The organism is Rhodococcus sp. TAF43, from assembly GCF_052113525.1.
Classification (GTDB): Bacteria; Actinomycetota; Actinomycetes; order Mycobacteriales; family Mycobacteriaceae; genus Prescottella.
On the sequence record NZ_JBFRDL010000002.1, the window covers coordinates 41,434 to 67,670 of the forward strand.

Genomic DNA, 26,237 nt, shown 5'->3' on the forward strand with positions numbered 1-26,237 from the left:
GGTGGTCCGGGGCGGCCGGCCGGATAGTCGGGACCGGCCCGTCAGTTCGCCTTCGGCAGGACGCGCGAGGTGATCGTCGCGACCACCCGCTGGTAGCTCGGGCCGACGATGCGCACCCAGGCGTCGAGGAACTTGGCGTCGGCACCGATCAGCACGCGCGCCTTGCCTTTTCGCACTCCGTTCACGATGGTCTTCGCGGCGTCCTCGGGCGTGGTGCGGGCCAGGTGCTTGTCGAAGAACTGGGCGAAGGTGACCTGGTCGTCGCCGTCGGGCACCGCCGCGTTTCGGGCGATCGCGGTCTTGATGCCGCCGGGATGCACGCACGTCACCTTCACGGGGTGCTTGGCGATCAGCATCTCCTGGCGCAGCGATTCGGTGAACCCGCGCACCGCGAACTTGGCTGCGTTGTACGCGCTCTGGCCCGGAATCGACAGCAGTCCGAACAGGCTCGAGACATTGACGATGTGTCCGTCGCCGGACGCGATCACGTGCGGCAGGAACGCCTTGGTGCCGTTCACGACACCCCAGAAGTCGACGTCCATGATGCGCTCGATGTCCTTGAACTCCGAGCGCTCGACCTCGCCGTGGAAGGCGATGCCGGCGTTGTTGTAGATCTGGTTGACCTTGCCGAAGTGCGCCACGACGGCGTCCGCGTACTCGAGGACGGCCTCGCGCTGGGTGACGTCGAGATGATCGGACTTCACGTGCGCGCCGAGCGCCTCGACCTGTCGTACCGTCTCCGCCAGGCCTGCCGGATCCATATCCGAGAGAGCGAGTTTCGCGCCCTGTCCGGCGAGGTTCAGTGCTACGGCCCGGCCGATGCCGGACCCCGCACCGGTGATGACACAGACCTTGCCCGCGAATTCACTCACTGTGCTGCCACCTTGTCGTCGTCGAGATCGGTCAGTTCGGTATCGATGCCTGCTGCGGTCGACACCGCCGCGGGTGCGGGCACCCGCAGGTCGCCGGTGGTCACGCTGCGGTACGCGCCGAGGTCGAATTGCTTTGTCATGTTGCGGAACTCGAACGTGAAGCCCGGCCACAGCGTGGTGTTGTTGCCGTGCTTGTCGAGGTACCAGCTGGCGCAGCCGCCGTTGTTCCACACGCTCTTGGACAGCCTGTCCTGCAGTTCCCGGTTGTAGCGGTCCTGCACGTCCTTGCGGACCTCGATGGTGCCGATGTCGTAGCGCTCGATCGCGTCGATCGCATCGACGACGTAGTTGAGCTGCGACTCGATCATGAACACCATCGACGAGTGGCCCAGTCCGGTGTTGGGGCCGACGAGAAAGAACATGTTGGGGTAGTTCGCGATTGCGGAGCCCTTGTATCCCTGCTGTCCGCCCTCGTCGAACGTCTCGGCCAGCGAGCGTCCGTCCTTGCCGAAGATGCCGGCGAAGGTGGGGGAGTCGGTGACGTGGAAGCCGGTGGCAACCACGATCGCGTCCACCTCCCGGACCGTGCCGTTCCTGTCGACGACGGAATCGGCGCGCATCTCGGCGATGCCGTCGGTGACCACGTCGACGTTCGACTGCGCGAGCGCCGGGTAGTAGTTGTTCGAGATCAGCATGCGCTTGCAGCCGATCTGGAAGTCGGGGGTGACCTTGCGGCGCAGCGCCCTGTCCTCGATCTGACGGCGCAGGTGGCGCTCGGCCGCGAACTGCAACGGCTTCATGAAGATCGGGGCCTTCGCCAGACCCACGACCTGAGTCTCCCGCATCCAGTAGATGCCGGTGCGGCAGAGCTTCTGGAAACCGGGCAGGTACTTGAACGCGAGATGCTCCGCCTTGGTGTACTCGCGGTCCGCGCGCGGCAGGATCCACGGCGCGGTGCGCTGGTACACGTCGAGGTGGGAGACCTTCTGCGCGAGTTGCGGCACGATCTGGATCGCCGACGCGCCGGTGCCGATCACCGCGACCCGCTTGCCGGTGAGGTCGGCGTCGTGGTTCCACTGCGCGGAGTGGAAGATCTCGCCCTCGAACTCGTCGATGCCCTTGATGTCGGGCAGCGACGGCTCGCACAGCGCGCCGACGGCGGAGACGACGATCTTGGCCTCGAAGTCGCCCTTCGACGTGCGGACGTCCCAGCGGGCCGTGTCCTCGTTCCAGCGCGCCGAGAGCACGTCGCACCCGAACACGTGCCTGTCGAGCACGTTGTACTTGCGGGCGACCGACGAGATGTAGCGCTGGATCTCGGGCTGTGGCGAGAACGAGCGGGTCCACTCCGGATTGAGTGCGAACGAGTACGAGTACAGGTGCGATGGGACGTCGCATGCCGCACCGGGATAGGTGTTGTCGCGCCACGTGCCGCCCACGTCGGCGCCGCGCTCGAGGACGAGGAAGTTGCGCTTGCCTGCCTGCGTCAGCTTGATAGCCGCGCCGAGGCCGGCGAAGCCGCTGCCGATGATCAGTGTGTCGACCTGGCGCGGAGATGCCGCCCGGGCGGAAGTATCTGTGACGGGAAGACTCATGTAGATGAGCGTAGGGAGTTGTTGATTGCTAGTCAATAGTCTACTGAACACGATTCAGTAAGGTGGACGTCATGGAAGGCGCAAAACGCACGCGGCTCAGCCCCCAGGAACGGCGCGCGCAGCTCATCGATCTGGGCGTGCGCATGCTCGCGGAACGGACGCTCGAACAGATCTCGGTCGAGGACATCGCCGACCGGGCCGGGGTGTCCCGCGGCCTGCTGTTCCACTACTTCGCGTCCAAGCACGACTTCCACGTCGAGATCGTCCGCCACACCAGCGCCGAGATGCTCGACCGCACCGCGCCGAACCTCGATCTGCAACCGATCGAGATCCTGCGCGACGTCATGGCGTCGTACGTCGACTACGTCTCCGAGAACCGCGACACCTACGTCTCGCTGCTGCGCGGAACCGCGAGCGGTGATCCGGCGATGCGGGAGGTGTTCGAACAGACCCGGGCCGAGATGGCACGCCGGGTCGTCGAGCAGTTGCCGACGCTCGGCATCGAACCGGACGCGCGCATCGCGCTGTCCGTGCGAGGCTGGATCGCCTTCGTCGAGGAAGCGACCATCACATGGCTGCGGGCGCCCGAGATCTCCCGTGAGGAACTGATCGAACTCCTGGTCACGGCGCTGCCGGCCGTTGCGCTCAGCTCCGACATGGCGGCGGCGCTGCTCCAGTAGCGGCGGTGCCCCGGGATCGCGGCGTGCCGTCGCCGGCCGCTACCGGTAACAGTAGGAATCCGACGAGGCATCGCCACCCTGGAGCCGGACCTGGTGCGCCCGTAGGCCCCGGAAGTCTCCGTCGTGCGGGAAGAAGCGCTCGTCCACGGTCATCCCACCGCGCGGATCGGTGTGCAGCAACGCCATCCAGGCGCCGACCCCGTCCGGGTAGAACTGGTCGTCCCAGGCGCCGTACAGGGAGTTGGTGACGTACACCCGCCGGCCGTCCCGACTGATCTCGACCATCTGTGCACCGCCGGACAGCGGCCGGTCCGGTGCGGCCGGATGCGCGGTGCGGCCGACGATGCCCCCCAGCCGGACGGACGCGGTCTCCTTCGGGGAGGCGGGGTCCCGCACGTCGAACTGCTTGAGCTCACCGGTGCCCCAGCACGAGACGTAGAGGAACGCGTCGTCGACGGACAGGTCGATGTCGGTGACGAGCGGGGGCACCGCACCGAACGGTTTCAGCGCCGGTGGGAGCGCGTCCGGCTCGGCGGTCTCGGCCGGGATGGTGATCACCTTGTCCACCGCCCAACCGCCGTCGTCGCGGTGCCAGCGCCACACCGAGGCCGACAGGTCCTCGGTCGAGACCACCACGCCGACGAATCCCCAGGTGGCCTCCGGATCGTGCGACGGGCGCAGTTCGAGCGGCATCTGGTGTTGTGCGCCGAGGTCCACCCGCTGCTGGTGCCGACCGGTGGCCAGGTCCCAGAAATGGATTGCGTGGCCGTACTCGTTGGCCAGCAGCAGGTCCGGTCGCAGCCCGTCCTCGATCATCGACGGCGTGCCCCATTCGCTGCTGATCAGCGTGTTCTGGTTGAGATGCCACCAGGCGTCGTACGCGAAGTACTGCGGTCCCCGATCGGTCTCCCAGCGTCGGAGCACGTCGAACGTGTCGTGATCGAGCAGGGCGATCCCGCCCGGGCCGTCCGATCCGTCGGCCCCTCCGAGGCAGGTCATGAAGATGCCGTCCGGCCCGCAGTGCAACGTGTGCGGCCGGGAGTATCCGGCCTTGGCGGCGAGTTCGGCGGCGTCCACCACCCTGGTCACCGTCGGCCGGCGCGGGTCGGGTCCGGTGTCGAGCACGTTCAGGGTGGACGAGCGCAGCCCCGGCACGATGAGGTACCGGCGGGCCAGCCCCGCCATGTCGTGCCCCTCGTGCTTCAACGCGCTGCTACACGCGTTCCAGCCGAAATGGTGCAGCTCGTTGCCCAGACCGGGAACTTCCGTCCAGCCCACCACCCGGCCGTAGGTGTCCGAGCCGGGATCCACGTCGACGACGCTCATCGCGTCGGGCTGGTCCGCCGCGCGGTCGAACGCGGCCACGTAGGCCAGTGACTCCGGTGGTGCGGCCGCCGCGTCCGCGGCTGTCCGGTAGAACGTCGGGTCCGTCGTCGGCTGACTCATCTTCAGCCTCCTTCGTAGAGACGATGAGCCCCGCTTCTCAGCCTATGAGAGCCGGGCGTGAGAAGGAACCGTGGTGACCGGGCCGCCGGGCCGGGATGCCGTGAAAGTCGATCAGACGGTGGGCGTGAACGCCGCGTCGATGATCTCCTGCTGCTCGACGGCGTGGACCTTGCTCGATCCCGACGACGGTGCCGACATCGCACGACGCGAGACGCGCTTGACGCCCGCCAGCTTCTCGGGCAGCAGCTCCGGCAGTGCCAGGCCCAGGAACGGCCATGCACCCTGGTTCGCCGGCTCCTCCTGGACCCAGTAGAACTCGGAGACGTTCGGGTAGCGGTCCAGCGTCTCCGCGATGCGGCGGCGCGGCACCGGGTACAGCTGCTCGATCCGGACGATCGCGACGTCGTCGCGGTTGTCCTTCTGCTTCTTCGCGAGCAGTTCCCAGTACAGCTTGCCCGAGGTCAGCAGCACGCGCTTGACCTTGGCGCGGTCGGCGTCGCCGGTCTCGTACGTCGGCTCCTCGAACACCGAGCGGAACTTGCCGGTCGTGAAGTCCTCGAGGTTGCTGACCGCGGCCTTGTTGCGCAGCATCGACTTCGGCGTGAACACCACCAGCGGGCGGCGGATGCCGTCGAGGTGATGGCGACGCAGCAGGTGGAAGTAGCTGGCCGGAGTGGACGGCACGGCAACGGTCATCGAGCCCTCGGCGCACAGCTGCAGGAACCGCTCGATACGACCGGAGGTGTGGTCCGGACCCTGGCCCTCGTGGCCGTGCGGCAGCAGCAGCACGACGTCCGACAGCTGGCCCCACTTGGCCTCACCGGAGCTGATGAACTCGTCGATGATGGTCTGCGCGCCGTTGACGAAGTCACCGAACTGCGCCTCCCACAGCACCAGCGCGTCGGGGTTGCCCACCGAGTAGCCGTACTCGAAGCCCACGCCCGCGTACTCGGTCAGGGCCGAGTCGTAGACCATGAACTTGCCGCCGTTGTCGGCGTTTGCCGCGATCTCGGAGATCGGGTTGTACTCGTCGCCGTTCTTGCGGTCGATGAGCACCGAGTGGCGCTGCGTGAACGTGCCGCGGCGCGAGTCCTGGCCGGTCAGGCGCACCAGTGCGCCCTGCTCGACCAGCGAGCCGAACGCCAGGAGCTCGGCGAACGCCCAGTCGATGTGGCCCTCGCGGGACATCTCGCGACGCTTCTCGATGACCGGCTTGACGCGCGGGTGCACCGTGAAGCCCTCGGGCACGTTGACGAACGCGTCACCGATGCGCTCGAGCACCGACTTGTCGACGGCCGTGGTCAGGCGCGCAGGCGGCGTCTGGTCCAGCTCCACCGACTCCGACGGTTCGGGCTTGAACTTCTCGAGCTCGCGAACCTCGTTGAACACCCGCTCGAGCTGGCCCTGGTAGTCGCGCAGGGCGTCTTCGGCTTCCTTCATCGAGATGTCGCCGCGGCCGATGAGGGACTCGGTGTAGCTCTTGCGGACGCTGCGCTTGGTGTCGATCACGTCGTACATCGCCGGCTGGGTCATCGACGGGTCGTCGCCCTCGTTGTGACCGCGACGGCGGTAGCAGATCATGTCGATCACGACGTCCTTGCCGAACTTCTCACGGAAGTCGACGGCGAGCTGCGCCACCCAGACACAGGCCTCGGGGTCGTCGCCGTTCACGTGGAAGATCGGTGCGCCGATCATCTTCGCGATGTCGGTGCAGTACTCGGACGAACGCGAGTGCTCCGGAGCGGTGGTGAAGCCGACCTGGTTGTTGACGACGATGTGCACGGTGCCGCCGGTGCGGTAGCCGCGCAGCAGCGCCAGGTTCAGGGTCTCGGCCACGACACCCTGGCCCGCGAAGGCAGCGTCGCCGTGCAGCATCAGCGGCAGGACGGTGAAGCCCTCCTGGCCCTTGTCCAGGATGTCCTGCTTGGCGCGGACCAGACCCTCGAGGACCGGGTCGACCGCTTCGAGGTGCGACGGGTTCGCGGTGAGCGAGACCTTGATGTCGTTCTCGCCGAACATCTGGATGTAGGTGCCCTCGGCGCCCAGGTGGTACTTCACGTCGCCGGAGCCGTGTGCGGCCGCCGGGTTCATGTTGCCCTCGAACTCGGTGAAGATCTTCGAGTAGGGCTTGCCGACAATGTTCGCCAGGACGTTGAGGCGACCACGGTGCGGCATGCCGATGACGACCTCGTCGAGGCTGTGCTCGGCGCTCTGGTCGATGACGGCGTCCATCATCGGGATGACGGACTCGGCGCCCTCGAGCGAGAAGCGCTTCTGGCCGACGTACTTGGTCTGCAGGAAGGTCTCGAACGCCTCGGCGGCGTTGAGCTTGCTCAGGATGTACTTCTGCTGCGCGACCGTGGGCTTGACGTGCTGGGCCTCGACGCGCTCCTGCAGCCATGCCTGCTGGTCCGGCTCGAGGATGTGCGTGTACTCGACGCCGATGTGGCGGCAGTACGCGTCACGCAGGATGCTCAGCACGTCGCGGAGCTTCATCCGGGCCTTGCCGTGGAAGCCGCCGACGTTGAACTCGCGGTCCAGATCCCACAGGGTCAGGCCGTGCGTCGTGACGTCGAGGTCCGGGTGGCTGCGGAACTTGTCCTTGACGAACTGCAACGGGTCCGTGTCGGCCATCAGGTGACCGCGGTTGCGGTACGCCGCGATGAGCTCGAGCACACGGGTGTTCTTGTCGACCGCGCCCTCCGGCACATCCTTGCGCCAGCGGACCGGCTCGTAAGGAATGTGCAGCGAGTGGAAGACCTCGTCGTAGAACTCGTCGCTGATCAGCAGGTTGTGGATCGTGCGCAGGAAGTCGCCGGACTCGGCGCCCTGGATGATCCGGTGATCGTAGGTGGAGGTCAGCGTCATCAGCTTGCCGACGCCCATCTCCGCGATGCGCTCGTCGCTCGCGCCCTGGAACTCGGCGGGGTACTCCATCGCACCGGCACCGATGATGGCGCCCTGGCCCTGCATCAGGCGCGGGACGGAGTGGACGGTGCCGATGCCGCCGGGGTTGGTCAGCGAGATCGTGACACCCGAGAAGTCCTCGGCCGTGAGCTTGCCGTCGCGCGCGCGACGGACGATGTCCTCGTACGCGCTGTAGAACTGCACGAAGTTCATCGAGTCGGTGCCCTTGATGGCAGCGACGACGAGCGAACGGCTGCCGTTCTTGCCGGGCAGGTCGATGGCCAGACCGAGGTTGGTGCTGGCAGGCGTGATGACGTTGGGCTTGCCGTCGATCTCCGCGAAGTGGCGGTTCATGTTCGGGAACGCCTTGACCGCCTGCACGATCGCGTAACCCAGGATGTGGGTGAACGAGACTTTGCCGCCACGGGTACGGGCGAGGTGGTTGTTGATGACGATCCGGTTGTCGAACATCAGCTTCGCCGGGATGGCGCGAACGCTGGTGGCAGTCGGGATGTTGAGCGAAGCCGACATGTTGCGGGCCACGGTGGCGGCCGCACCGCGCAGCACCTGGTTGGTGTTCTGAGCGGGAGTTTCCGAGGCGGGGGCAGCCTGGGGAGCGGCGGCCTTGGCGGCCGCAGGCTTGGGGGCGGCTGCCTGGGGGGCAGCTGCGGGCTTGGGTGCCGGCGGGGGCGCGGCCTTCGGGGCCGGAGTGGCAGCGGGTGCCGGGGCGGCAGGTGCCGCAGCCGCAGCACCGTTGGCTGCCTTCGTGGCGACATCACCGGCGCCGTTCAGCGCCTCACCGTTCCCGCCCGCATTCGCCGCATCGGGCGAGTAATCCGTCAGAAACTCGTGCCAACTAGCGTCCACGGATGAGGGGTCATCCTGAAAGCGTTGGTACATCTCGTCAACCAACCACTGGTTCTGTCCGAACTGGGAAGTAGAGCTGCTGCTCACGGCAGGTGTTCGCCTCGTTTCTTTCTTCGGTACCCGATCAGAGCGCCTATACACATGAGGCTAGCCTCCGCGCGTCGAGCTCGGGCATCCGGTCCGTCGCGTGTCGGCTGTCTCACATTGTTGCGATGCGGTCACCATCGATGACGGTTCTCGACGACGAATTATTCCCCTGATGACTGGCCGCCGCATCACAGAGCCTCGCGTAGTGCCCGCCCGAATGTCGAAGTGTGCTGTGAGCACCGGTTTCGACGATCCGGCCACCGTCGACCACCACGATCAGATCCGCCCGGGCGGCGGTCGCCAGGCGATGCGCGACCACCACCGACGTGCGCTTTCGAGTGACCATTCGGTTCGATTCGAGGACCACGCGCTCGGTCGCCGGGTCGAGGGTCGCGGTCGCCTCGTCGAGCAGGAGCAGGTCCGGATCGACCATCTCGGCACGCGCGAGCGCGATGAGCTGACGCTGACCCGCGGACAGCCCCTGCCCGCGTTCGCCGATCGGCTGGTTCATGCCGCCGCGCAGCGCCGCGATGGTCGGCAGTGCACCCACCGCCCGCGCCGCCGCCTCGATCTCGCCGCGGCTCGCATCCGGTCGTCCGTACGCGATGTTGCTCGCCACGGTGCCGGTGAACAGGTGTGCCTCCTGGGGGACGACCCCGAGCCGGCCCCGGTACGTGTGCAGCGGGTAGCGGCGGAGGTCTTCCGCGTCGACCCGGACCGATCCGGACGTCGGATCGTAGAAGCGAGCGAGCAGCTTCACGACGGTCGACTTGCCTGCGCCGGTGCGGCCCACCAGCGCGACCGTCGTGCCGGCGGGGATGTGCAGGTCGATGTCGCTGAGGGCATCCGAGTCGGCGCCCTGGTAGCGGAAGGTCACGTCGTCGAACGTCACGTCGCCGCGCAGATGACCCTCGATCGGGACGGTGTCGCCGGCGTCGGCCGTTTCGATCGAGCTCGGGGTGGCGAGCAGGTCGGCGATCCGCCGCAACCCGACGGCGGCCTGCTGGTAGCCGTCGAACACCTGCGACAGCTGCTGGATCGGCCCGAACAGCAGGCCCAGGTACAGCACGAACGCGACGAGGGTGCCGGCCGTCGCGGAACCGTCCGCGACACGATGCGCGCCCACGAACACGACCGCGGCGAGAGCGAGGTCCGACAGCAGCGTGATGAACGGGAAGTACACCGAGATGGCCCGCTGCGAGCGCATGCGGCTGCGGCGGTAGCTGTCCGCGCGCTCGGCGAACCGCCGCGCCGCGAACCCCTCGCGACGGTAGGCCTGCGCCGCTCGCAGGCCGGCGATGTTCTCCTGGAAATCGGCGTTGACGATCGAGATTCGTTCGCGGGAGACCGAGTACGCGGTGCCGGACACGCGGCGGAACACGATCGTCGCGACCGCGAGCGGGACGAGCGCGGCGAGGGCGACCAGCGCGAGTGTCGCATCGGTCACCAGCAGGGCGACGGCGATACCGCCGAGCGTGAGCAACGCGACCACCGCCGTCGACAGTCCCGTCTGGATGAACGACGACAGCGCGTCGACGTCGGTCGTCATGCGGGTCATGATCCGGCCCGACAGTTCACGTTCGTAGTAGTCGAGGCCGAGTCGCTGCAGGTGTGCGTAGCTGCGCACCCGCAGCCCGAACAGCACGCGCTCCCCGGCACGGGAGGTGATCACCGTGAGCACCGCGACCACGAGCCAGCCGACCAGCGCGAGCAGGGTGCCCACGGCGGTCGCGGCCCACAGCGGACCCGAGTCGGCGGCGGCCACGCCATGGTCGAGCGCGTACCGGACGATCGACGGGAATGTGATGCCGATCAGCGAGTCCAGGGCCAGACACGCGACGACGCCCGCCAGGATCCAGCGCACCGGATGCAGCAGCCGGCCCAGTCGGAACTCGGAGTCGTCGCGGCGCAGCCCGGTGGTGTCGGTGTGCGGGTCCTCCTCGGCCGGCGGCAGCGCCTCGACGGCGCGGAGCAGTTCGGGGGTCGCGGCGACACCACCCAGGGCGCCGGCCATCGGGCCGCCGCCGTGGCCGCCGCCACCGTGCCCGGTTCCCGGACCTGCCTGCGCGGACCCGTTCCCGGCGGTCGCCGCGTCATCCGCTGCGGCCGCGTCCACAGCCGGCCACAACTGCGCCTCGGGGGGCTCCGCGATCGGTGCCGTGACTGCGGCGAAGCCGTTTCCGTCCGGGTCTGCGGGGTCGGCCGGGTCGGGCGCCGCGAGCAGCGTGCGGAACAGCGCGCACCGCTCGTCCAGTTCGTCGACTGTTCCGATGTCGACGATGCGGCCGCCGTCGAGGACCGCGACACGGTCCGCCAGGGTCAGCGTGGACCGTCGGTGCGCGAGGATCAGCGTCGTCCGGCGCCGACCGTCGCGGAGTGCGTCGAAGATGACGGCCTCGGTGTTCGCGTCCACCGCCGACGTCGCGTCGTCCAGGATCAGGACCCGGGGATCGACGAGCAGGGCACGGGCCAGCGCGACCCGCTGGCGTTGCCCGCCGGACAGCGTCAGGCCGCGTTCGCCGACCACGGTGTCGTAGCCGTCGGACAGCGACGAGATGAACTCGTCGGCCTGGGCCAGTTTCGCGGCGGTGCGGATCTCCTCGGAGCTGGCGTCGGGCCGGCCCAGTGCGATGTTCGCAGCGACGGTGTCGGAGAACAGGAACGGCTCGTCGAAAACGAGGCCGACCGCCTCGCGGAGCTGGTCGGCGCGCAGCGCCGACACGTCGAACTCCCGGCCGTCGCTCGTGAGGGACACCGTCCCGGCGCTCGGGGTGTAGAAGCGCGGTAGGAGCAGCGACAGTGCGGTCTTGCCCGAACCCGCCGGACCCACTACGGCCACCGACTCGCCCGGCGCGATCGACAGGTCGAGACCCGAGAGCACGCTGCGGTCCTCCTCGAAGGCGAACTCGACGTCGCGCAGTTCCACGCCGAGGGGACCGCTCGGGAGATCGACGGGGTGCGGCGGATCGGAGACGTCGGGCTCGGTGTCGATCACCTCGTAGACCCGCTCGACGGCGGCCCGGGACAGCTGCGCCATGATCACGACCTGCGACAGCGTCCGGGTCGCGGTCGTCATCATCGTGACGTACGCCGCGAACGCCAGGAACGTGCCGACGGTGATCGTGCCGTGGAGCGCGAGGTAGCCGCCGAGCGCGACCACACCGACGAGACCGAGTTGGGGGAGCGCGGCCATCGACGGCGCGAACCGCGCGTTGATCCGTGCCGCCCGCATGCGTTCGGCGTACAGCGTGCGGCCGAGGTCCTCGAGCTGGTCGACCGCCCGCGCCTCCTGCCCGAACCCCTTGACGACCCGGACACCGGTGACGGTCTCCTCGACGTGCTGGGCGAGGTCGGCGGCCCGCTGCTGCGCCGACCATGTCGCGGCGAACAGGACCGGGCGCACCAGGTAGACCACCAGGGCCACCGCGGGGACCACGACGAGCGCGACCAGCGTCAGCAGCGGCGACAGCCACGCCATGATCCCCAGCGCGAGGACGAACTGCAGCACCACTCCCGCCGACATCGGCACCATCGCCAGCAGTCCCTGCACCAACTGGAGGTCGGTGATCGAGCGGGAGACCACCTGGCCGGTCCGGATCTGGTCCTGGCCGCGGCCGTCGAGGCGCTGCAGCGATCCCAGCAGCCCGAGGCGGAGGTCGTGCTGCACGTCGAGGGAGAGCCGGCCGGCGAGCATCCGGCGGCCGTACTGACAGCCGAAGCGGACGACAGCGAGGACCGCGATGAGTCCCGCCACGCCGGTGATGACCTTGGTGACGGTGGACTCGCCCGCTGACGCCGCGTCGAGCGCGACCTTCGTCAGCAGCGGGAAGACGATGTCGATGATTGCCGCCACCACCGTCACGGTGAGCGCCCCGACCGCGGTTCTGCGGTGGTTCCAGCACTCGGCTCCGAGTCGTCGTATCCAGCCGCGGTGCTCGCCGGACACCGTTGTCGCGTCGTGTGTACCCATCGCGATCAACGGTAGTCCGGCCCGGTGACAGGTCGTGTCGAGGCCGGTGTCCGTGTTGCCCGCGGTGTCAGGTGATGTCGCGCGAGCGGGTGGCCCACCAACCGAGTCCGCACGACGCGACGGCCCACAGACACAGCACCAGCAGCGACAGCGGCCAGCCGGGCATGCCGTCGAGGGCGCTGTGGTCGATCGTGCCGACGAAGGCGGTGACGGTGACCGAGCCCGGGAGCCATTGGGCGACCGCGTCGGCACCGAGCCCGGCCAGCACCAGGCGCACGATGCCTTCGCCCATGACGTACCAGACCACGAGCCCGACGGCGCTGGCGATCGACGAACCCGTCGCGAGAGCCAGACCGGCGCCGATCAGCGCCCACAGCGTCGACGCGACCAGGCCGATCGCCAGTACACCGACGATCGTCCCGTCGATCTCGAAGTTGTCCGACAGGGCGAGCAGCAGGGGCACGCTCACGACCTCGATGACGAGGCAGTAGAGGAGGCCGAACAGGGCCGTCACCGCGAGCTTCGCGGCCAGGACTCCGTCGCGCCCCCGGGCGGTGAGGAAGGTCGTGGTGAGCGTGTTGTGGCGATACTCGGTGCCGGCGTTGACGGCCCCGAACAGCGCCGAGAACAGGAATACCAGGCCCAGCGCGACGAACAGTCCGATCGCGGCGGCGGCGGTGTTCGCCTCCGTCGAGGCGACCTCGTCCGCGACCGCATTGAACATCGGGATGCTGATCGCGCTGGACATCACGCCGACCAGCAGCGGGGCCAGGCCCAGCGCCCACCAGAACCTGAGCGATGTGACTTTGCGGAACTCCGCGGTGAGCAGGCGTGTGGTCACTGTCCGCCTCCGTCGGTCGGACCGAACCAATGCTGGGGCGGCGGAGTCGGCGTGTATCCCGGTGGGGCGCCGTATCCCGGCGGCGGGGGACCGGGCGGACCCTGCGGCGGCAGGCCGGGGCCGAAGCCGTGACCGGGGGCCGCGTACTGCCCCGACGTCATCGCCAGGAAGACCTGCTCGAGATCGACGTGCTCGGTGGACGCGCCGAACACCGTCACCTCGACGTCGGCGGCGACCCGTCCCACCGTGGCGGGGTCGGATCCGGAGATCGCGATCCGCCCGTCGGCGAGGTGCTGGATGTCGATGATTCCGGCGGCCGCGAGGGCTGTCGCGAGCCGGACCGGGTCGGAGCACGCGACGAGCAGTCGTGCGCGGTGGGCTCCTCGGAGCTGATCCATGGCGCCTTGGAACACCAGCGACCCACGGCTGACGATCACCAGGTGATCGACCATCTGCTCGACCTCACGCAACTGGTGGCTCGACACCAGCACGGTGCGACCGGACCGGGCGAAGGCGACCAGGAAGTCGCGCAGCCACGCGATGCCCTCGGGATCGAGACCGTTGGACGGCTCGTCGAGCACGAGGATCTGCGGATCGCCGAGCAGGGCGGTCGCGAGGGTCAATCGCTGGCGCATGCCCAGGGAGAAGGTGCCGGCCTTGCGGTCGGCCGCGTCGGCCAGCCCGACCAGGTGCAGCACGTACAGGGCTCGATCGTCCGGCACACCGATCGCAGCGCAGTACATCCGGAGATGGTGGAGTGCGGTGCGTTTCGGGTGCAGCCCGCGGGAGTCGAGGACGGCGCCGACGGCTCGCGCGGGCTCGTCGATCGCACCGAACGGCCGACCGAAGATCGTCGAGCCTCCGGCGCTCGGGCGCACGAGCCCGAGCAGCATCCGCAGAGTGGTGGTCTTTCCCGCCCCGTTGGGCCCGAGGAACCCGGTGACCGAGCCGTGCGGGACCGAGAAACTCAGGTCGGACACGGCCCGAATCGTCTTGAACTGTTTGGACAGTCCCCGCGCCTCGATGGCCGGCGCGGCCGGTCCCGCCGGCCCGTAGCTCCCCGCCGGCCCGTAACTCCCTGCCGGCCTGTAGCCCCCGGGCGGACCGAACTGCATGGCTGAACTCACGAATCCCCCTCCGCGGCGATCACAGTCGATCGAATTCTTGAGAGGGTACCGGCCGGTCTGCACTACGCAGCTGGGACTACTTGCTCAGGAGAGCTTCCATCTGGGCGATCTCCGCCTGCTGGCTCGCGACGATCTGCTGGGCCAGGTCGCGCACCTGCTGGCTCTCACCGGTCTGGAGGATCTGCTCGGAGCTGGCGACCGCGCCCTGGTGGTGCTCGATCATCATCTCGAGCCACATCCGGTCGAACTCGGGTCCGTTCGCGTTCTCGAGGGCCTGCATCTGCTCGCCCGTCATCATCCCTTCATGACCGCCCTCCATGCCGGGCGTGCCGGACATCGATGCCATGGGGGCCGAGGTGCCGTGGCCCATACCGTCGTGGTCAGAGCCGTCGCGGTCCATGCCGTTGGGGCTGGCGGTGGCACCGGGCGTCCCGACATGGCTCGGTTCGGGAACGCCCCAGGCCTTCAGCCAGCCCTCCATCTGCTCGATCTCGGGGGCCTGGGCCTTCTCGATCTGGGCGGCGAGGGCGACGACGTCGGGATTCCCGCTCCGGCTCGGCACCAGTTCGGCCATCTCCACGGCCTGCTCGTGGTGCGGGATCATCATCTCGACGTAGGCGACGTCCGCGTCGTTGTGCGGGCCGCCCTGTTCGGCGGTTCCCGACGCGCTCGCCGACGTGGTCGTCGAGGTGCCGGTGGCCGAGGTGGCGGTGCCTGAGTCGTTGTTCGAACAGCCGACGACGAGGGTGACGGCGGCCGCCGCCGCACCGATTCCGACCAGCATGCGCTTGGTTTTCATGACGTGTCGTTCCTTACGTGTGTGCACTCGTGTGCGGGATCAAGGACCGGACTGCGGCCGGAACGACCCGAAGGTCGCGCCGCAGTGGCCCTGTCACACCGGCAGGATGCACAGTGACGAGAGGAAGACCGAGGTGGACGGCGCGAAGGGCGGACCGCGTCCCGCCCGGCGCGCCGGCCCGGAAGCACGGCGCGGGCGCACGCGCTGTTCCCGCGCGGTCCGCAGCAGCAACCACACGGCGAGGGTGAGCGTCGCGGCGAGGAGTACCGCCAGACACATGTGGAAGCTGTCGTGGTCCGGCGGGTGGATCGGGGCGTCGGCGGAGCCGTCCGACCCCGTGCCGCTGTGGTGGCCGAGTGCGTGATGCGCGGAGTCCGCGCCCGACGGTGTCGAGACGAGGGGGCCGGTCGTGACGTGGTGCATCGCCAGGACACCGAACGCGAGCGCACACAGTGCCGCGAGTCGAGCGAAGGACACTCGGACCTGGGCACGCATGGCTACAACTGTACCGATCGGCACGGTGCTCACCGTTCGAGAAAGGGGATGACCTCCGCGAGAAATTCGCTGGGGCAGTCCAGCTGTGGGCAGTGCCCGCAACTCGGGATGATCGCAACCCGGCGGTCGACGGACCGGGTGATCCGGTGGGCCGCGCGGGCGGGGGTGAGCAGGTCGTTGGCGCCCCACAGCAGGAGGGCCGGGACGGTCAACTCGTCCACCATCGTCGCGACGGGCAACTCCGCGATCTCCCGGATGACGACCCGCCCGATCGCGAGCAGGTCGGCTACCTGCGCCTTGGTGGCGTAGTGCTGGGTGTAGTCGGCGCGCACCCGGGCATCGGCCCGGCGCGGATGTCGCAGCGCTGCACCGGCATACAGGGTGCCGATCATCTGCTGCAGGTACCGGTCGGGCACCGGGCCGGTGAGCGCCCGCGTCACGCGATCCACACCGAACCGTGCGCCGCGGGTCCACGAGCGCGGAATCCCGGTCACCCCCGGCATGTCCGCGAGGACCACGTCGGTCACCAGGTCGGGGCGCGCGGAGGCGAAGGCGAGGGCGGTCACCGCGCCGAGCGAGTTGCCGATCACACTCACCGGTCCGGTCTCGTCGTCGACGAGGGCGGCGAGGATGTCGACGTAGCCGTCGATCAGCGGCTCGGACCACGATCCGGCGCTGAGGCCGAAACCAGGCAGGTCGACGACGAGGACCCGGAAGCGCTCGCCGAGCGTCGGCACCACTTTCTGCCAGGTGCCGCCGTGATCCGAGTAGCCGTGGAGCAGCACCACCGTGCGATCGCCCGATCCGGAGGTGAGTACGTGGGGAACCTCGGGGGATACGGGGAACACGACGACATCCTTTCGTCGGAGCTGACCCGGTCTCAGGACCGCATGCGGCGAGCCTCGCCCGGCAGTGGTGGGACCACCTGCAGTCGTGCTGCGCCGTCGACCGCGCGGAGTCGGTCCGGCCAGAGGGCCGGTGCCGGGCCGAATGCCTCACGCGCATTGTCGACGACGCCGCGGCCGATCGCGCGATTTCCGGCACCACCGATCACCGCGCCGACCCCGGCGGGGAGCAGCTTGCCGAGGATCAGGGCACTGCGCTTGGCCGCGTACTTGGTCACGAACTTGCGGACCAGCGAGCTGTTCATCGCCCGCATCGTGCTCGGCGGAATCCGGCCGGTGACAAGTCGTGCCCAATTGGTCGCCGTCAGGCCGGTCGCACGCTCGACGATCTCCATGCCCGATTCGCCCAGGGCCACCGCCAGCACGAGCGCGCGGCGCTGCTGGTGATCCTGCGGGGAGATGCCGTGCACCGCGGCGATCGCGAGGGTCAGCAGGGCCGACGCCTCGAGGAAGAACGCGGTCTCGGCGCCCACCGCCGCGATCGAGGTCACGGTTCCCACGGCCGGAACGGCCGCTGCCGCCCCCACCGCGCTGCCGCTGCCGGTGACCGCGGTCAGGAACATCTTCTCCATCCGCGCGACGATCTGTGCCGGGTTCTCGTCGGGATGGGCGCGGCGGACCCGCTCGACGTACTTGGCCACGGCCGGAGCCTGCAGCCGGCTGGCATTGTCGAGGACGGAGACGATGGTCGACTCCACACGTCCCTGCTTCTCGCCCATCATCAGTCCTCACTTCGGTATCCGGCGGTCGGTCGTCCGGTCACGCGATATCCGACTGTCTCGCTATCCGACTATAGGGAAACCGGGCTGTCGACCCCCGAATTCCCGGGGCCGGGACGGAGGCTCCGGGATACGCTGGACGGGTCTGTGACCGCGAGTCGAAGCAGGTGTCGGATATGGCCGAGACGACCAGGGTGTGGCCGGGAGGCGGCATCATGCTCGGCTCGCCCCGCGCCGACTCCGTCCTCGTCGACCTGCCCAGCGGGGTAGGGGCGGTGTACCTCGTCACCGACGATCCCGGCGGGCTCTACACGCGCGCCGTCGACGCCGGTGCGTCGGTGGTGCAGGGGCTCGAGGACGAGGACTACGGTTCCCGGGGATTCACGTGCCGGGATCCGGAGGGCGTGTACTGGAGCTTCGGTACCTATACCGGTGAATAGCGGGTCAGTCCCGCTGTGCGCTCGCCCAGTGTGACAGCGGCACAACCTCTTCCGGTCGTGGCGGGTGCGGCGCGGTGCCGCTGCCGAACGGCCGGCCGCCGAGTGCTTCGCGGCCGTGCGGTTCGAGCCAGTGCGACAGGTCGGGGCCCTTGGGCACGATCTGCGTCGGATTGATGTCCTTGTGGACGATGTAATAGTGCTGCTTGATGTGGGTGAAGTCGATCGTGTCCCCGAAACCCGGGGTCTGGAACAGATCCCGCGCGTAGTTCCACAGCACCGGCATCTCCGACAACTTGCTCCGATTGCACTTGAAGTGGCCGTGGTAGACCGCGTCGAACCGGGCGAGCGTGGTGAACAGTCGGACGTCGGCCTCGGTGATGGTGTCGCCCACCAGGAACCGCTGCGTCGACAGACGTTCGGTCAACCAGTCGAGGCGCTCGAACAGACGGTCGTACGCGCCGTCGTACGCCTCCTGTGAGCCGGCGAAACCGCAGCGGTAGACGCCGTTGTTGACGTCGTGGAACACCAGTTCGGACACCTCGTCGATCTCGCCGCGCAGGTCCTCCGGATACAGGTCCGGGGCCCCCTCGCGGTGGAATTCCTTCCACTCGGTGGACAGGTCCAGCGTGATCTGCGGGAAGTCGTTGGTGACGACCTGCCCGGTCTCGATCTCGACGATCGCCGGCACCGTGATCCCGCGCGAGTATCCGGGGAAGCGGGCGAAGTACGCGTCCTGCAGTCGGGGGATCTTCAGCACCGGGTCCACCCCGCCGGGATCGAGATCGAACGTCCAGCTGCGTTCGTCGTGGGTCGGCCCGCAGATCCCCATGGACAGAACGCCTTCCAGCCCCAGTAGACGTCGCACGATGATCGACCGGTTGGCCCACGGACAGGCGCGGGCCACGATCAGGCGGTACCGGCCGGGCTCGACGGGATAGCCGTCACGGCCGTCGGCAGTGATCCGTGTCGTGATGTAGTTCGTGTCGCGGGTGAACTCCTTGCCCGGTTCCACGAAATCGGCTCCGACGTCTTCGGTGTCCTTCCTGTCCGTGCTCTCGCTCATCGCGCATCAGCTCCGTGTCTCGGCCTCGCCGCTGCCGTGTCACCCCCACTTCACACGGTACTGGGAGCGACCTCGATCGACACCGAGGTTCCGAGTTCCTCGTATCCCAGCGTGGAGGCCAGTCGGCGGGAAGCGACGTTGTCGCGGTGCGCACGCCACTGGGGGATCAGCCCGGCGTCGAGCGCATCGTTGGTGGCCAGCAGTGTTGCGGTCGCACCGAACCCACGCCGGCGGGCAGCGGGTGCCGTCAGCGCGCCCATGTCCGCGACGATGCCCTGCCACTCCGTGTAGCCGGCCGAGGAAAGTGGACGGTGGGCGTCGTCGACGACGGTGAACCAGGCGCCCTTGTCGGCGAGTCCGGCCTCCGCGACGTCGTCGGGCGGGCAGAGGTTCTGCAGTTCGAGAACGTGCGCGAGGTCGTGCGAGACAAGCGGTTCCTCGACCGCGATGTCCGTCCCGAAATCCGCGGCCCAGGCCAGTTCGGTGGGTCCGCCGCTGCGACCCGCGTGATCCTTCGCGAGTGCGGACAGAGCGCCGGAGCGGGCCAGCTCGTCGTCGGACCATTCTTCCGCGCGTTCGGCGGCCCACGCCGGGCCCACGAGCGCGCTGGCACCGGCGATCGTCACGAACCGGATCCGGTTCGCGGTCTCGTCGACCCGCACGTGGCGGGTGCCGGGGGAGTCGAGGGCGCGGTCGGGGAGACCGAGTTCCCGAGACCAGGCGAGCCGGATGATGTCGATCTGATGCGCGTCCACGGGCCCAACGGTAGTGCGGGTTCGCGGCGTACCGTCGAAGCTGCAGGGAGCGCGAGGGAGCGTGACGGTTGATGGCGACCACCGTCCGGAGCAAGGTCGGGAATCTGCCCTCCGCGCTGACCACGTTCATCGGACGTCGGCGCGAGCTCACTGCGGTCAAGCGTTTACTCTCGTCGGCGCGGCTGGTGACGTTGACGGGTATCGGGGGTGTCGGCAAGACTCGGCTCGCGCTGCGGGTGGCCGAGGACGTGCGGCGCGATTTCGCCGACGGTGTGTGGCTCGTCGAGCTCGCGGAACTGCACGACCCCGAGCTGGTGCCCGACACCGTCGCCGCCGTCTTCGGGCTGCACGACCAGGCGGCCCGGTCTCCGATGGACCTGCTCGTCGAGCACTTCGCGGATCGGGACGCGTTGTTGATTCTGGACAACTGCGAGCACCTGGTGGCCGCGGCCGCCGAGTTGACGTCGGTGCTCCTGCGCGAGTGCCCCCGCGTACGGGTGCTCGCCACCAGCCGGGAGCCGCTCGGTGTGGGTGGGGAGGCGATCTTGCGGGTGCCACCCTTGGCGGTTCCGGATCCGGACGCACCACCGACACTGCACGCGCTTCCCCGGTACGAAGCGGTGACGCTGTTCGTCGATCGAGCACGCTCGGCGCTGCCGGATTTCGTTGTCACCGAATACAATCGAGTTGCGATTGCTCGCATCTGCCATCGCCTGGACGGTTTGCCCCTGCCGATCGAGTTGGCCGCTGCCAGGGTCCGTGCCCTGTCCCCGGACCAGATTCTCGAGCGCCTGACGGACAGGTTCCGGCTCCTCACCGCGGGTAGCAGGGTCGCTCCGACGCGGCAGCAGACTCTGCGCTGTTCCGTCGACTGGAGTTACGAGTTGTGCACGCCGAAGGAACGTCGGATGTGGACTCGGTTGGCGGTGTTCTCGGGTGGTTTCGAACTCGATGCTGCAGAGGGCATCTGCGTGGATGACGCCGCGCCGGGGGAGGTTCTGGACGTCGTGGCCTCGCTGGTCGACAAGTCGATCCTCCTCGTGGAGGGTTCCGGCCCGGTGGTGCGGTACGGCATGTTCGAGACTCTGCGCGACTACGGCCTGGAGAAGCTCGAGGAATCCGGCGAGCACGTGCGCTGTCGGCGGCACCACCGCGACTGGTTTCGTGGCTTCGCCGAGCGCGCGGCGGCCGGCTGGATCGGGCCCCGACAACCGGAGTCGATCGCCCGACTCGACCGGGAACAGGCGAACCTGCGTGACGCGCTGGAGTTCTGCGTCACCGAACCGGGCGAGGCAGACGCGGGGGTGGGCATGGCGGTCGCGATCTTCCCGTTCTGGTTCTGTCGCGGGATGTTCGGCGAAGCCCGACGATGGCTCGCGCGGACGCTCGAGCGGGCCGAGGACCGTCCCGATCGGGTCCGGGTGGGGGCGATGTGTGCGGCGAGTCAACTGGCGGGCATGCAGGACGACTTCGCGGCGGGTGCGGACTTGATCGCGCACGCCGCACACCTCGCCGAGCTCATCGGAGATCCGCTGGTCGACGCGACGGTCGCACACGCCTGTGGTCGCCAAGCGATGTTCCGGCGTGAGTTCGAGCGCGCGACCGGCTTCTTCGAGCAGGCGGTCGGTCCGTTTCGGGAGGAAGCCGATCCGCATCGGCTGATCTGCGTCCTGCAGGGTCTCGGACTGGTCGGCGGCATGAGCGGCGACATCGCGCGAGCGAAGGCCTGTCACGAGGAGGTCGTCGCGATCACGGCCGCACGTGGTGAGTGCGAGTTCCGGGCGCGGGCGATGTTCATGCTGGGCGTGGCCTTGTGGTGGCAGGGCGACCGTGCTCGCGCGTCCGGATTGTTCGTCGAGGCGCTGCAACTGACCCGCCGGGTCGACGATCACTTCGGGGGCGCGGGCTGCCTCGAGTCGATGGCGTGGGGGGCCGCGGCTCTCCGGGAAGGCGAGCGAGCGGCGATCCTGTCCGGTGCCGCGGAAGCCCTTCGGCAGTCCATGGGTGTGTCCGTCGCGCTGATAACGACCATGCTCGCCCCCCACGAGGAATGCCGGCGGTTGTGCCGTCAGATTCTCGGCGACCGGGCGTTCGAGGCAGCGTTCGCGAACGGGGCGGCACTCGAGTTCGCCGAAGCCGTCGACTACGCGCTCGGCCGCCGGGACGGGTTCGAACTGTCCCGCGCCGAGATGGAGGCCCCGACGGCGCCGATGCGGATCGTGATGCCGACCCCCGAGACGCCGGCGCTGACCCGCCGCGAAAGTCAGGTCGCGGATCTCGTCGCCCGCGGGCTGACGAACCGCGAGATCGCGGAGAAGCTGGTGATCTCGCCGCGCACCGCGGAGGGTCACGTCGAACGCGTGCTCGCCAAGCTCGGATTCGGCTCACGCGCCCAGATCGCGGCCTGGGTGGCCGAACACGATCGAACCTGACCTGGTCATTCCGTGTGTGGCGCGGATACCCGCCGTAGCGAAGCACGTATGGATACCGGTAGATCTACCGTCCCCGACGGGACGATTCCAGGGCACGCTGCGACCTGTCCCATCCGGTTCCGGAAGTCGAGGTCGTCCTGTGCGCCAGTATCCACCCGTTCACAGTTCGATCGAGGCCCGCTCTGCGGAGGTCCGCTGGCGGGACGTCGTGGTGGACGGGCGGAACGCGCCGTACGGCGTGGCCGGATCGGGGTCACCGGTGGTGTTTCTCCACGGGTTCGGGCTCACCCACCGCACCTATGCGGGCGCAGTCGAGCGACTCGCGGCCACCGGTGTGCGCGTGTACGCGCCCGCGCTACCCGGCTTCGCCGGAACCGACGCGCTGCCCCCGCACCGGGACGGGTTCGGAGGCTACGCGCGGTGGCTGGACCGGTTCCTCGACACGGTCGGTGTCGACGGGCCCGTGATGCTCGTCGGGCACTCGTTCGGCGGCGGGGTGGGGATCGCGTCGACGCACGACCTCGGGGCGCGGGTGTCGAGGTTGGTGCTGGTCAACTCTGTGGGTGGTGGGGCCTGGGCGCCCGGTGGGCCGCCGCGCGAACTCCGCGAACGTCCCCTCTGGCGGTGGGGCGCATCCGCGGCCGTCGACGCTGTCCTCGCCCGGACCCCGGCGAGCGCGATCGCGTCGATCGCCGGCGACGCGCTGCGCAACGCGGTCCGCAGCCCGGCAACGCTGTGGCGGATCGGTGAACTGGCCCGCGGCGCCGATCTGCGGGCCGAGGCGTCCCGGATCGCCGAGCGCGGCGTACCGACCACGATGGTGTGGAGCCACGGCGACACGTTCATCCCCCGCGCCAGCTTCGAGTCACTGCGGGGAGCGCTGCGCGACCCGCACGTGCACCGGGTCCCCGGCTGTCACGGCTGGCTGATCGGCGATCCGGACAGCTTCGGCCGGGCGATGACCACGGTGCTGGGGCTGCCGATCGCGCCGGCCGCGTGACGGTGGCATTCTGTGCCCATGACCGAACCTGACGCCGTGTCCGCCGCAGGATCCCGTCCGACCCGACTCGAGCGCGTCACCACCGACGCCGGTGCCGAGATCGCGATCCTCACCTTCGCGCACGGGCCGCTGAACCTGTTCGACCGGGCCATGTTCGACGCGGTCATCGCCGACATCGCGGACCTCACTGCCCGGCCGCCGCGGGCGGTGCTGTTGCGGGCCGAGGGCAAGGTGGTCTCGGGCGGCGTGGATGTCCACGTGTTCGACGGGCTCACGGTGGAACAGGGCACCGCACTGTGGCAGTCGCTGTTCGCGCAGATCGGGCATCCACTCGAGGTGTTGCCGTGCCCCGTCGTCTTCGCCGCCCACGGGTTGACCCTCACCGCCGCGTTCGAGATCGCGCTCGCGTGCGACATCGTCGTTGCCGGTCCGAAGGCGAAGTTCGGACTGGTCGAGACCGTTGTCGGGTTGACGCCCTCGATGGGCGGCCCGCAGCGTCTGGCCGAACGCGCCGGATCGGGACGCGCCCGGGAGTTGGTGATGACCGCGGACCTGTACGACGCGGCGACCATGCACGAGTGGGGTGTCGTCAACTACGTCCACGAGGACGTCGACGGCGCGGCCCGGTCGCTGGTCGCGCGCCTCGCGGACGGTCCCACCCGCGCGCACGCCGCCACCAAGGAGATTGTCTCGGCGTGGCGTTCCGGCGGTGTCGCGCATGCGGATTCGATCACACCGGAGACCTCCGGTGCTCTGTTCGCGACGGCCGATCTGCAGGGGGCCGTCCGCAGCTTCCTCGACGTCGGGCCGGGGCACGCGACGTACACCGGGGAGTAGCGGCGCGCCGAGGGTGCGGTTCGACGGACGCGAGTGTGAGGGCGGTCATATAGTCGTGCTGGTGGAACCTACTCGGTGGAGGTGGGCATGGCGTCGCTGCTCGAGTACCCGGCCGGGCGCGGTCGCCTGCGGGACGACCGCTTGGTGCGCGGTACGGACGGTCTGCTCCGATACACCGGGCTGACCTCCTCGCTCACCGAACTCCTCGACGTCGCCGCGCACCGCTTCGGCTCCCGTGAGGCCGTCGTCGAGGTCGGCGGTGCGCGCCTCACGCACGCACAGTTGTGGACATCGGCGTCGCGGGTTGCCGGGGGTCTACTCCAGCAGGGAATCGACATCGGTGACCGTGTCGCGATCCGCATGCCGAACGGGGCCCGCTGGGTGCAGGCGTTTCTCGGTGTGCTGCTGGCCGGCGGAGTGCCGGTGCCGATCCATCCGGGCCACGGCGTCGAGGAGACGCGGCACATCATGGCCGACAGCGGCAGTGTTCTCGTGCTGGACGGCGAACTGCCGCAGGGGGTTCCGTTCATCGACGACGGTGCGGGGCCCGACGATTCGGCGCTGCTGTTCTATACCGGCGGCACGACGGGCCCGCCGAAGGGTGTCGAACTCTGCCACGAGAACGTGCTCTCGACGATCGAGTCGGTGATCCGGGCCTGGGACCTGGATGTGGGAGCCGCCGGAGCCGTCGGCGGCGTACGTCACGCGATCGCGTTGCCGCTCAGTTCGGCGGCGGGCTGCGTGTCGCAGTTGCTTCCGACGCTCGTCGTGGGCGGCACCGTCGTCCTGCAATCCCACGCCGACGTCGGAGGTCTGCTCCACGCGCTCGATGTCGAACGAGTCGAACGTCTTTCGGTGGCCGCGCCTCTCTACCGGCAGATGGTCCGGGCGCCCGGCCGCGAGTTCGATGCGGTGCGGTTCCTCGCACTCGACGACGAACCGCTCTCGACCCCGATGCTGCGTCGCCTGCGCGACCGCTTCCCGGCAGCCGACGTCGCCTCCGGCTGGGCGATGACCGAGACGGGTGGTGCCGGACTGATCCAACGGGTCGGTGCCGCCTCCGGTGACGACCACCTACTCGAATCACCGCACGGGGGAATGGAGTTCGCGGTCGCCGAATCCGATCCGGGTATCGGCGAGTTGTGGTGCCGAGGCCCCAGCGTGATGCGGGGCTACTGGGGTGATCCCGCGACCACCGCCCGCACCACGGTCGGGGGATGGCTGCACACCGGTGACGTGATGCGGGTCGGTCGCAACGGTTCGTTCCGCATCGCGGGCCGTGCCGGGGATGCGGTCGAGTTCCCCGGCGGGGTCGTCTACAGCCGAGAGGTCGAGGTCGCGCTGCTCGAATGCCCCGGGGTGTCCGAGGCCGCGGTGGTGGGGGTGACCACCGCCGGCGGGCCGGACCTGGGCGTGGCCGTCGTCCGGGAGTCCGGCGCCGACGTCGGTCTCGACACGGTCCGCGAGCACGTCCGAGCCGTGCTGTCGGGGTATCGCCCGTCGCGTCGCCTGTGCGCGAGCGTGCCCATGCTGCCGCGCACGTCCACGGGACGCGTCGACCGGCGGTCGGTACGGTCTTGGCTGCAGGGTGTGCACGGTTCGCCAGGTTTCTGCTCCACGACGAAGGGATATGTCGATGTCGGATGAGGTCCTGCTCGACCGCCGCGATCGGGTGCTCGTGATCACGATCAACCGTCCGGAGGCGCGCAACGCGATCAACGGCGCGGTGAGCCGCGGTCTCGCCGCCGCCGTCGACGAGTTGGACGAGGATCCGGATCTGTCCCTCGCGATCCTGACCGGTGCCGGTGGGAACTTCTGCGCGGGTATGGATCTCAAGGCATTCGTGGCCGGCGAGAACGTCGTGGTGCCGGGCAGGGGCCTCGGCTTCACGGAGGCGCCGCCGCGCAAGCCGATCATCTCGGCCGTGGAAGGGTATGCGCTGGCGGGCGGCACGGAACTGGTGCTCGCGACGGATCTGGTGGTGGCGTCGCGCGAGGCCAAGTTCGGCATTCCGGAGGTCAAGCGCGGGCTGGCGGCCGGGGCCGGTGGCCTGTTGCGGCTGCCCGAGCGGATTCCGTACCAGAAGGCGATGGAGTACGCCCTGACCGGCGATCCGTTCACGGCCGCGGAGGCCGCCGCGTACGGGTTCGTGAACACGCTGACCGAGCCGGGCGGCGCGCTCGACGGCGCGCTCGCGCTCGCCGACCGGATCACGGCCAACGGCCCGCTCGCCGTCGCCAAGACCAAGGAGGTGCTCGTCCGTGCCCGCGACTGGCCCGCCGACGAGGCGTTCACCCGGCAGCTCGAGGTGATCGGCCCCGTGTTCGGTTCCGAGGACGCGCGGGAGGGGGCCACCGCGTTCGCGGAGAAGCGGGCCCCCGTGTGGAAGGGGCGTTGACG

The 26,237-nt window shown here is 69.1% G+C and carries 20 protein-coding genes; 7 read left to right on the plus strand and 13 right to left on the minus strand.

Features of this window, described 5'->3' with window-relative positions:
- Positions 1–41 precede the first annotated feature (41 nt).
- Both AB4Z09_RS01675 and AB4Z09_RS01680 read right to left on the minus strand, forming a co-directional pair.
- The gene (locus AB4Z09_RS01675) at positions 42–872 is read right to left on the minus strand and encodes an SDR family NAD(P)-dependent oxidoreductase (RefSeq protein ID WP_114718472.1); all 831 of its coding nucleotides are present in this window, start codon (positions 870–872) and stop codon (positions 42–44) included.
- Positions 869–2,467: a flavin-containing monooxygenase gene (locus tag AB4Z09_RS01680; RefSeq protein ID WP_442239027.1), complete on the minus strand. Its 1,599-nt coding sequence runs from the start codon at positions 2,465–2,467 to the stop codon at positions 869–871. The genes AB4Z09_RS01675 and AB4Z09_RS01680 overlap by 4 nt, the downstream gene beginning before the upstream one ends.
- Positions 2,468–2,538: 71 nt before the next feature.
- On the opposite strand from AB4Z09_RS01680, the gene AB4Z09_RS01685 reads away from it, so the two are divergent.
- Entirely contained in the window at positions 2,539–3,147 is a 609-nt protein-coding gene (locus tag AB4Z09_RS01685) for a TetR/AcrR family transcriptional regulator (RefSeq protein ID WP_114718474.1), read from the plus strand.
- A 39-nt stretch (positions 3,148–3,186) separates the two neighbouring features.
- Here AB4Z09_RS01685 and AB4Z09_RS01690 read toward each other — a convergent pair whose 3' ends face one another.
- The 9 genes from AB4Z09_RS01690 to AB4Z09_RS01730 all read right to left on the minus strand — a co-directional run bounded on the left by AB4Z09_RS01690 (position 3,187) and on the right by AB4Z09_RS01730 (position 17,310).
- The gene (locus AB4Z09_RS01690) at positions 3,187–4,593 is read right to left on the minus strand and encodes a selenium-binding protein SBP56-related protein (protein ID WP_174909162.1); all 1,407 of its coding nucleotides are present in this window, start codon (positions 4,591–4,593) and stop codon (positions 3,187–3,189) included.
- 111 nt (positions 4,594–4,704) lie between these two features.
- Positions 4,705–8,454: a multifunctional oxoglutarate decarboxylase/oxoglutarate dehydrogenase thiamine pyrophosphate-binding subunit/dihydrolipoyllysine-residue succinyltransferase subunit gene (locus AB4Z09_RS01695; protein ID WP_114718476.1), complete on the minus strand. Its 3,750-nt coding sequence runs from the start codon at positions 8,452–8,454 to the stop codon at positions 4,705–4,707.
- Positions 8,455–8,566: 112 nt separating this feature from the next.
- Positions 8,567–12,424 carry an ABC transporter ATP-binding protein gene (locus tag AB4Z09_RS01700; protein ID WP_174909165.1) on the minus strand — a complete coding sequence of 1,286 codons (3,858 nt, stop codon included), beginning with the start codon at positions 12,422–12,424 and terminating at the stop codon, positions 8,567–8,569.
- Positions 12,425–12,491: 67 nt separating this feature from the next.
- Positions 12,492–13,265 carry an ABC transporter permease gene (locus AB4Z09_RS01705; RefSeq protein WP_174909167.1) on the minus strand — a complete coding sequence of 258 codons (774 nt, stop codon included), beginning with the start codon at positions 13,263–13,265 and terminating at the stop codon, positions 12,492–12,494.
- The gene (locus tag AB4Z09_RS01710; protein WP_442239028.1) at positions 13,262–14,392 is read right to left on the minus strand and encodes an ABC transporter ATP-binding protein; all 1,131 of its coding nucleotides are present in this window, start codon (positions 14,390–14,392) and stop codon (positions 13,262–13,264) included. Before AB4Z09_RS01710 ends, AB4Z09_RS01705 begins: the two co-directional genes overlap by 4 nt.
- Before the next feature lie 76 nt (positions 14,393–14,468).
- Positions 14,469–15,191 (minus strand): DUF305 domain-containing protein, encoded by a 723-nt coding sequence (locus AB4Z09_RS01715; protein ID WP_442239029.1) that lies wholly within the window; start codon positions 15,189–15,191, stop codon positions 14,469–14,471.
- A gap of 93 nt (positions 15,192–15,284) precedes the next feature.
- Positions 15,285–15,686 carry a DUF6153 family protein gene (locus AB4Z09_RS01720; RefSeq protein ID WP_442239030.1) on the minus strand — a complete coding sequence of 134 codons (402 nt, stop codon included), beginning with the start codon at positions 15,684–15,686 and terminating at the stop codon, positions 15,285–15,287.
- Between the two features lie 29 nt (positions 15,687–15,715).
- Entirely contained in the window at positions 15,716–16,534 is an 819-nt protein-coding gene (locus tag AB4Z09_RS01725; protein WP_254622862.1) for an alpha/beta fold hydrolase, read from the minus strand.
- A gap of 32 nt (positions 16,535–16,566) precedes the next feature.
- Positions 16,567–17,310 (minus strand): hypothetical protein, encoded by a 744-nt coding sequence (locus tag AB4Z09_RS01730; protein WP_254622965.1) that lies wholly within the window; start codon positions 17,308–17,310, stop codon positions 16,567–16,569.
- Between the two features lie 101 nt (positions 17,311–17,411).
- On the opposite strand from AB4Z09_RS01730, the gene AB4Z09_RS01735 reads away from it, so the two are divergent.
- The gene (locus AB4Z09_RS01735) at positions 17,412–17,750 is read left to right on the plus strand and encodes a VOC family protein (RefSeq protein WP_442239111.1); all 339 of its coding nucleotides are present in this window, start codon (positions 17,412–17,414) and stop codon (positions 17,748–17,750) included.
- Positions 17,751–17,754: 4 nt separating this feature from the next.
- On the opposite strand, the gene AB4Z09_RS01740 is transcribed toward AB4Z09_RS01735, so the two are convergent.
- Positions 17,755–18,813, minus strand: coding sequence for a glutathione S-transferase family protein (locus AB4Z09_RS01740; RefSeq protein WP_114718481.1), 1,059 nt, complete (start codon positions 18,811–18,813; stop codon positions 17,755–17,757).
- Positions 18,814–18,863: 50 nt separating this feature from the next.
- A complete protein-coding gene (locus AB4Z09_RS01745) occupies positions 18,864–19,568 on the minus strand; it encodes a GNAT family N-acetyltransferase (protein WP_442239031.1) in 705 nt (234 codons plus the stop codon).
- 71 nt (positions 19,569–19,639) lie between these two features.
- Between AB4Z09_RS01745 and AB4Z09_RS01750 the strand changes: the two genes are divergently transcribed.
- From AB4Z09_RS01750 to AB4Z09_RS01770, 5 genes are all read left to right on the plus strand, one after another.
- Positions 19,640–22,000 carry an ATP-binding protein gene (locus AB4Z09_RS01750; protein ID WP_429516450.1) on the plus strand — a complete coding sequence of 787 codons (2,361 nt, stop codon included), beginning with the start codon at positions 19,640–19,642 and terminating at the stop codon, positions 21,998–22,000.
- Between the two features lie 139 nt (positions 22,001–22,139).
- The gene (locus AB4Z09_RS01755; protein WP_174909177.1) at positions 22,140–23,000 is read left to right on the plus strand and encodes an alpha/beta fold hydrolase; all 861 of its coding nucleotides are present in this window, start codon (positions 22,140–22,142) and stop codon (positions 22,998–23,000) included.
- Positions 23,001–23,018: 18 nt separating this feature from the next.
- Positions 23,019–23,837, plus strand: coding sequence for an enoyl-CoA hydratase/isomerase family protein (locus AB4Z09_RS01760; RefSeq protein ID WP_442239032.1), 819 nt, complete (start codon positions 23,019–23,021; stop codon positions 23,835–23,837).
- A gap of 87 nt (positions 23,838–23,924) precedes the next feature.
- Positions 23,925–25,484, plus strand: coding sequence for a class I adenylate-forming enzyme family protein (locus AB4Z09_RS01765; RefSeq protein ID WP_442239033.1), 1,560 nt, complete (start codon positions 23,925–23,927; stop codon positions 25,482–25,484).
- Entirely contained in the window at positions 25,474–26,235 is a 762-nt protein-coding gene (locus AB4Z09_RS01770; RefSeq protein ID WP_114718487.1) for a crotonase/enoyl-CoA hydratase family protein, read from the plus strand. The genes AB4Z09_RS01765 and AB4Z09_RS01770 overlap by 11 nt, the downstream gene beginning before the upstream one ends.
- Positions 26,236–26,237 lie beyond the last annotated feature (2 nt).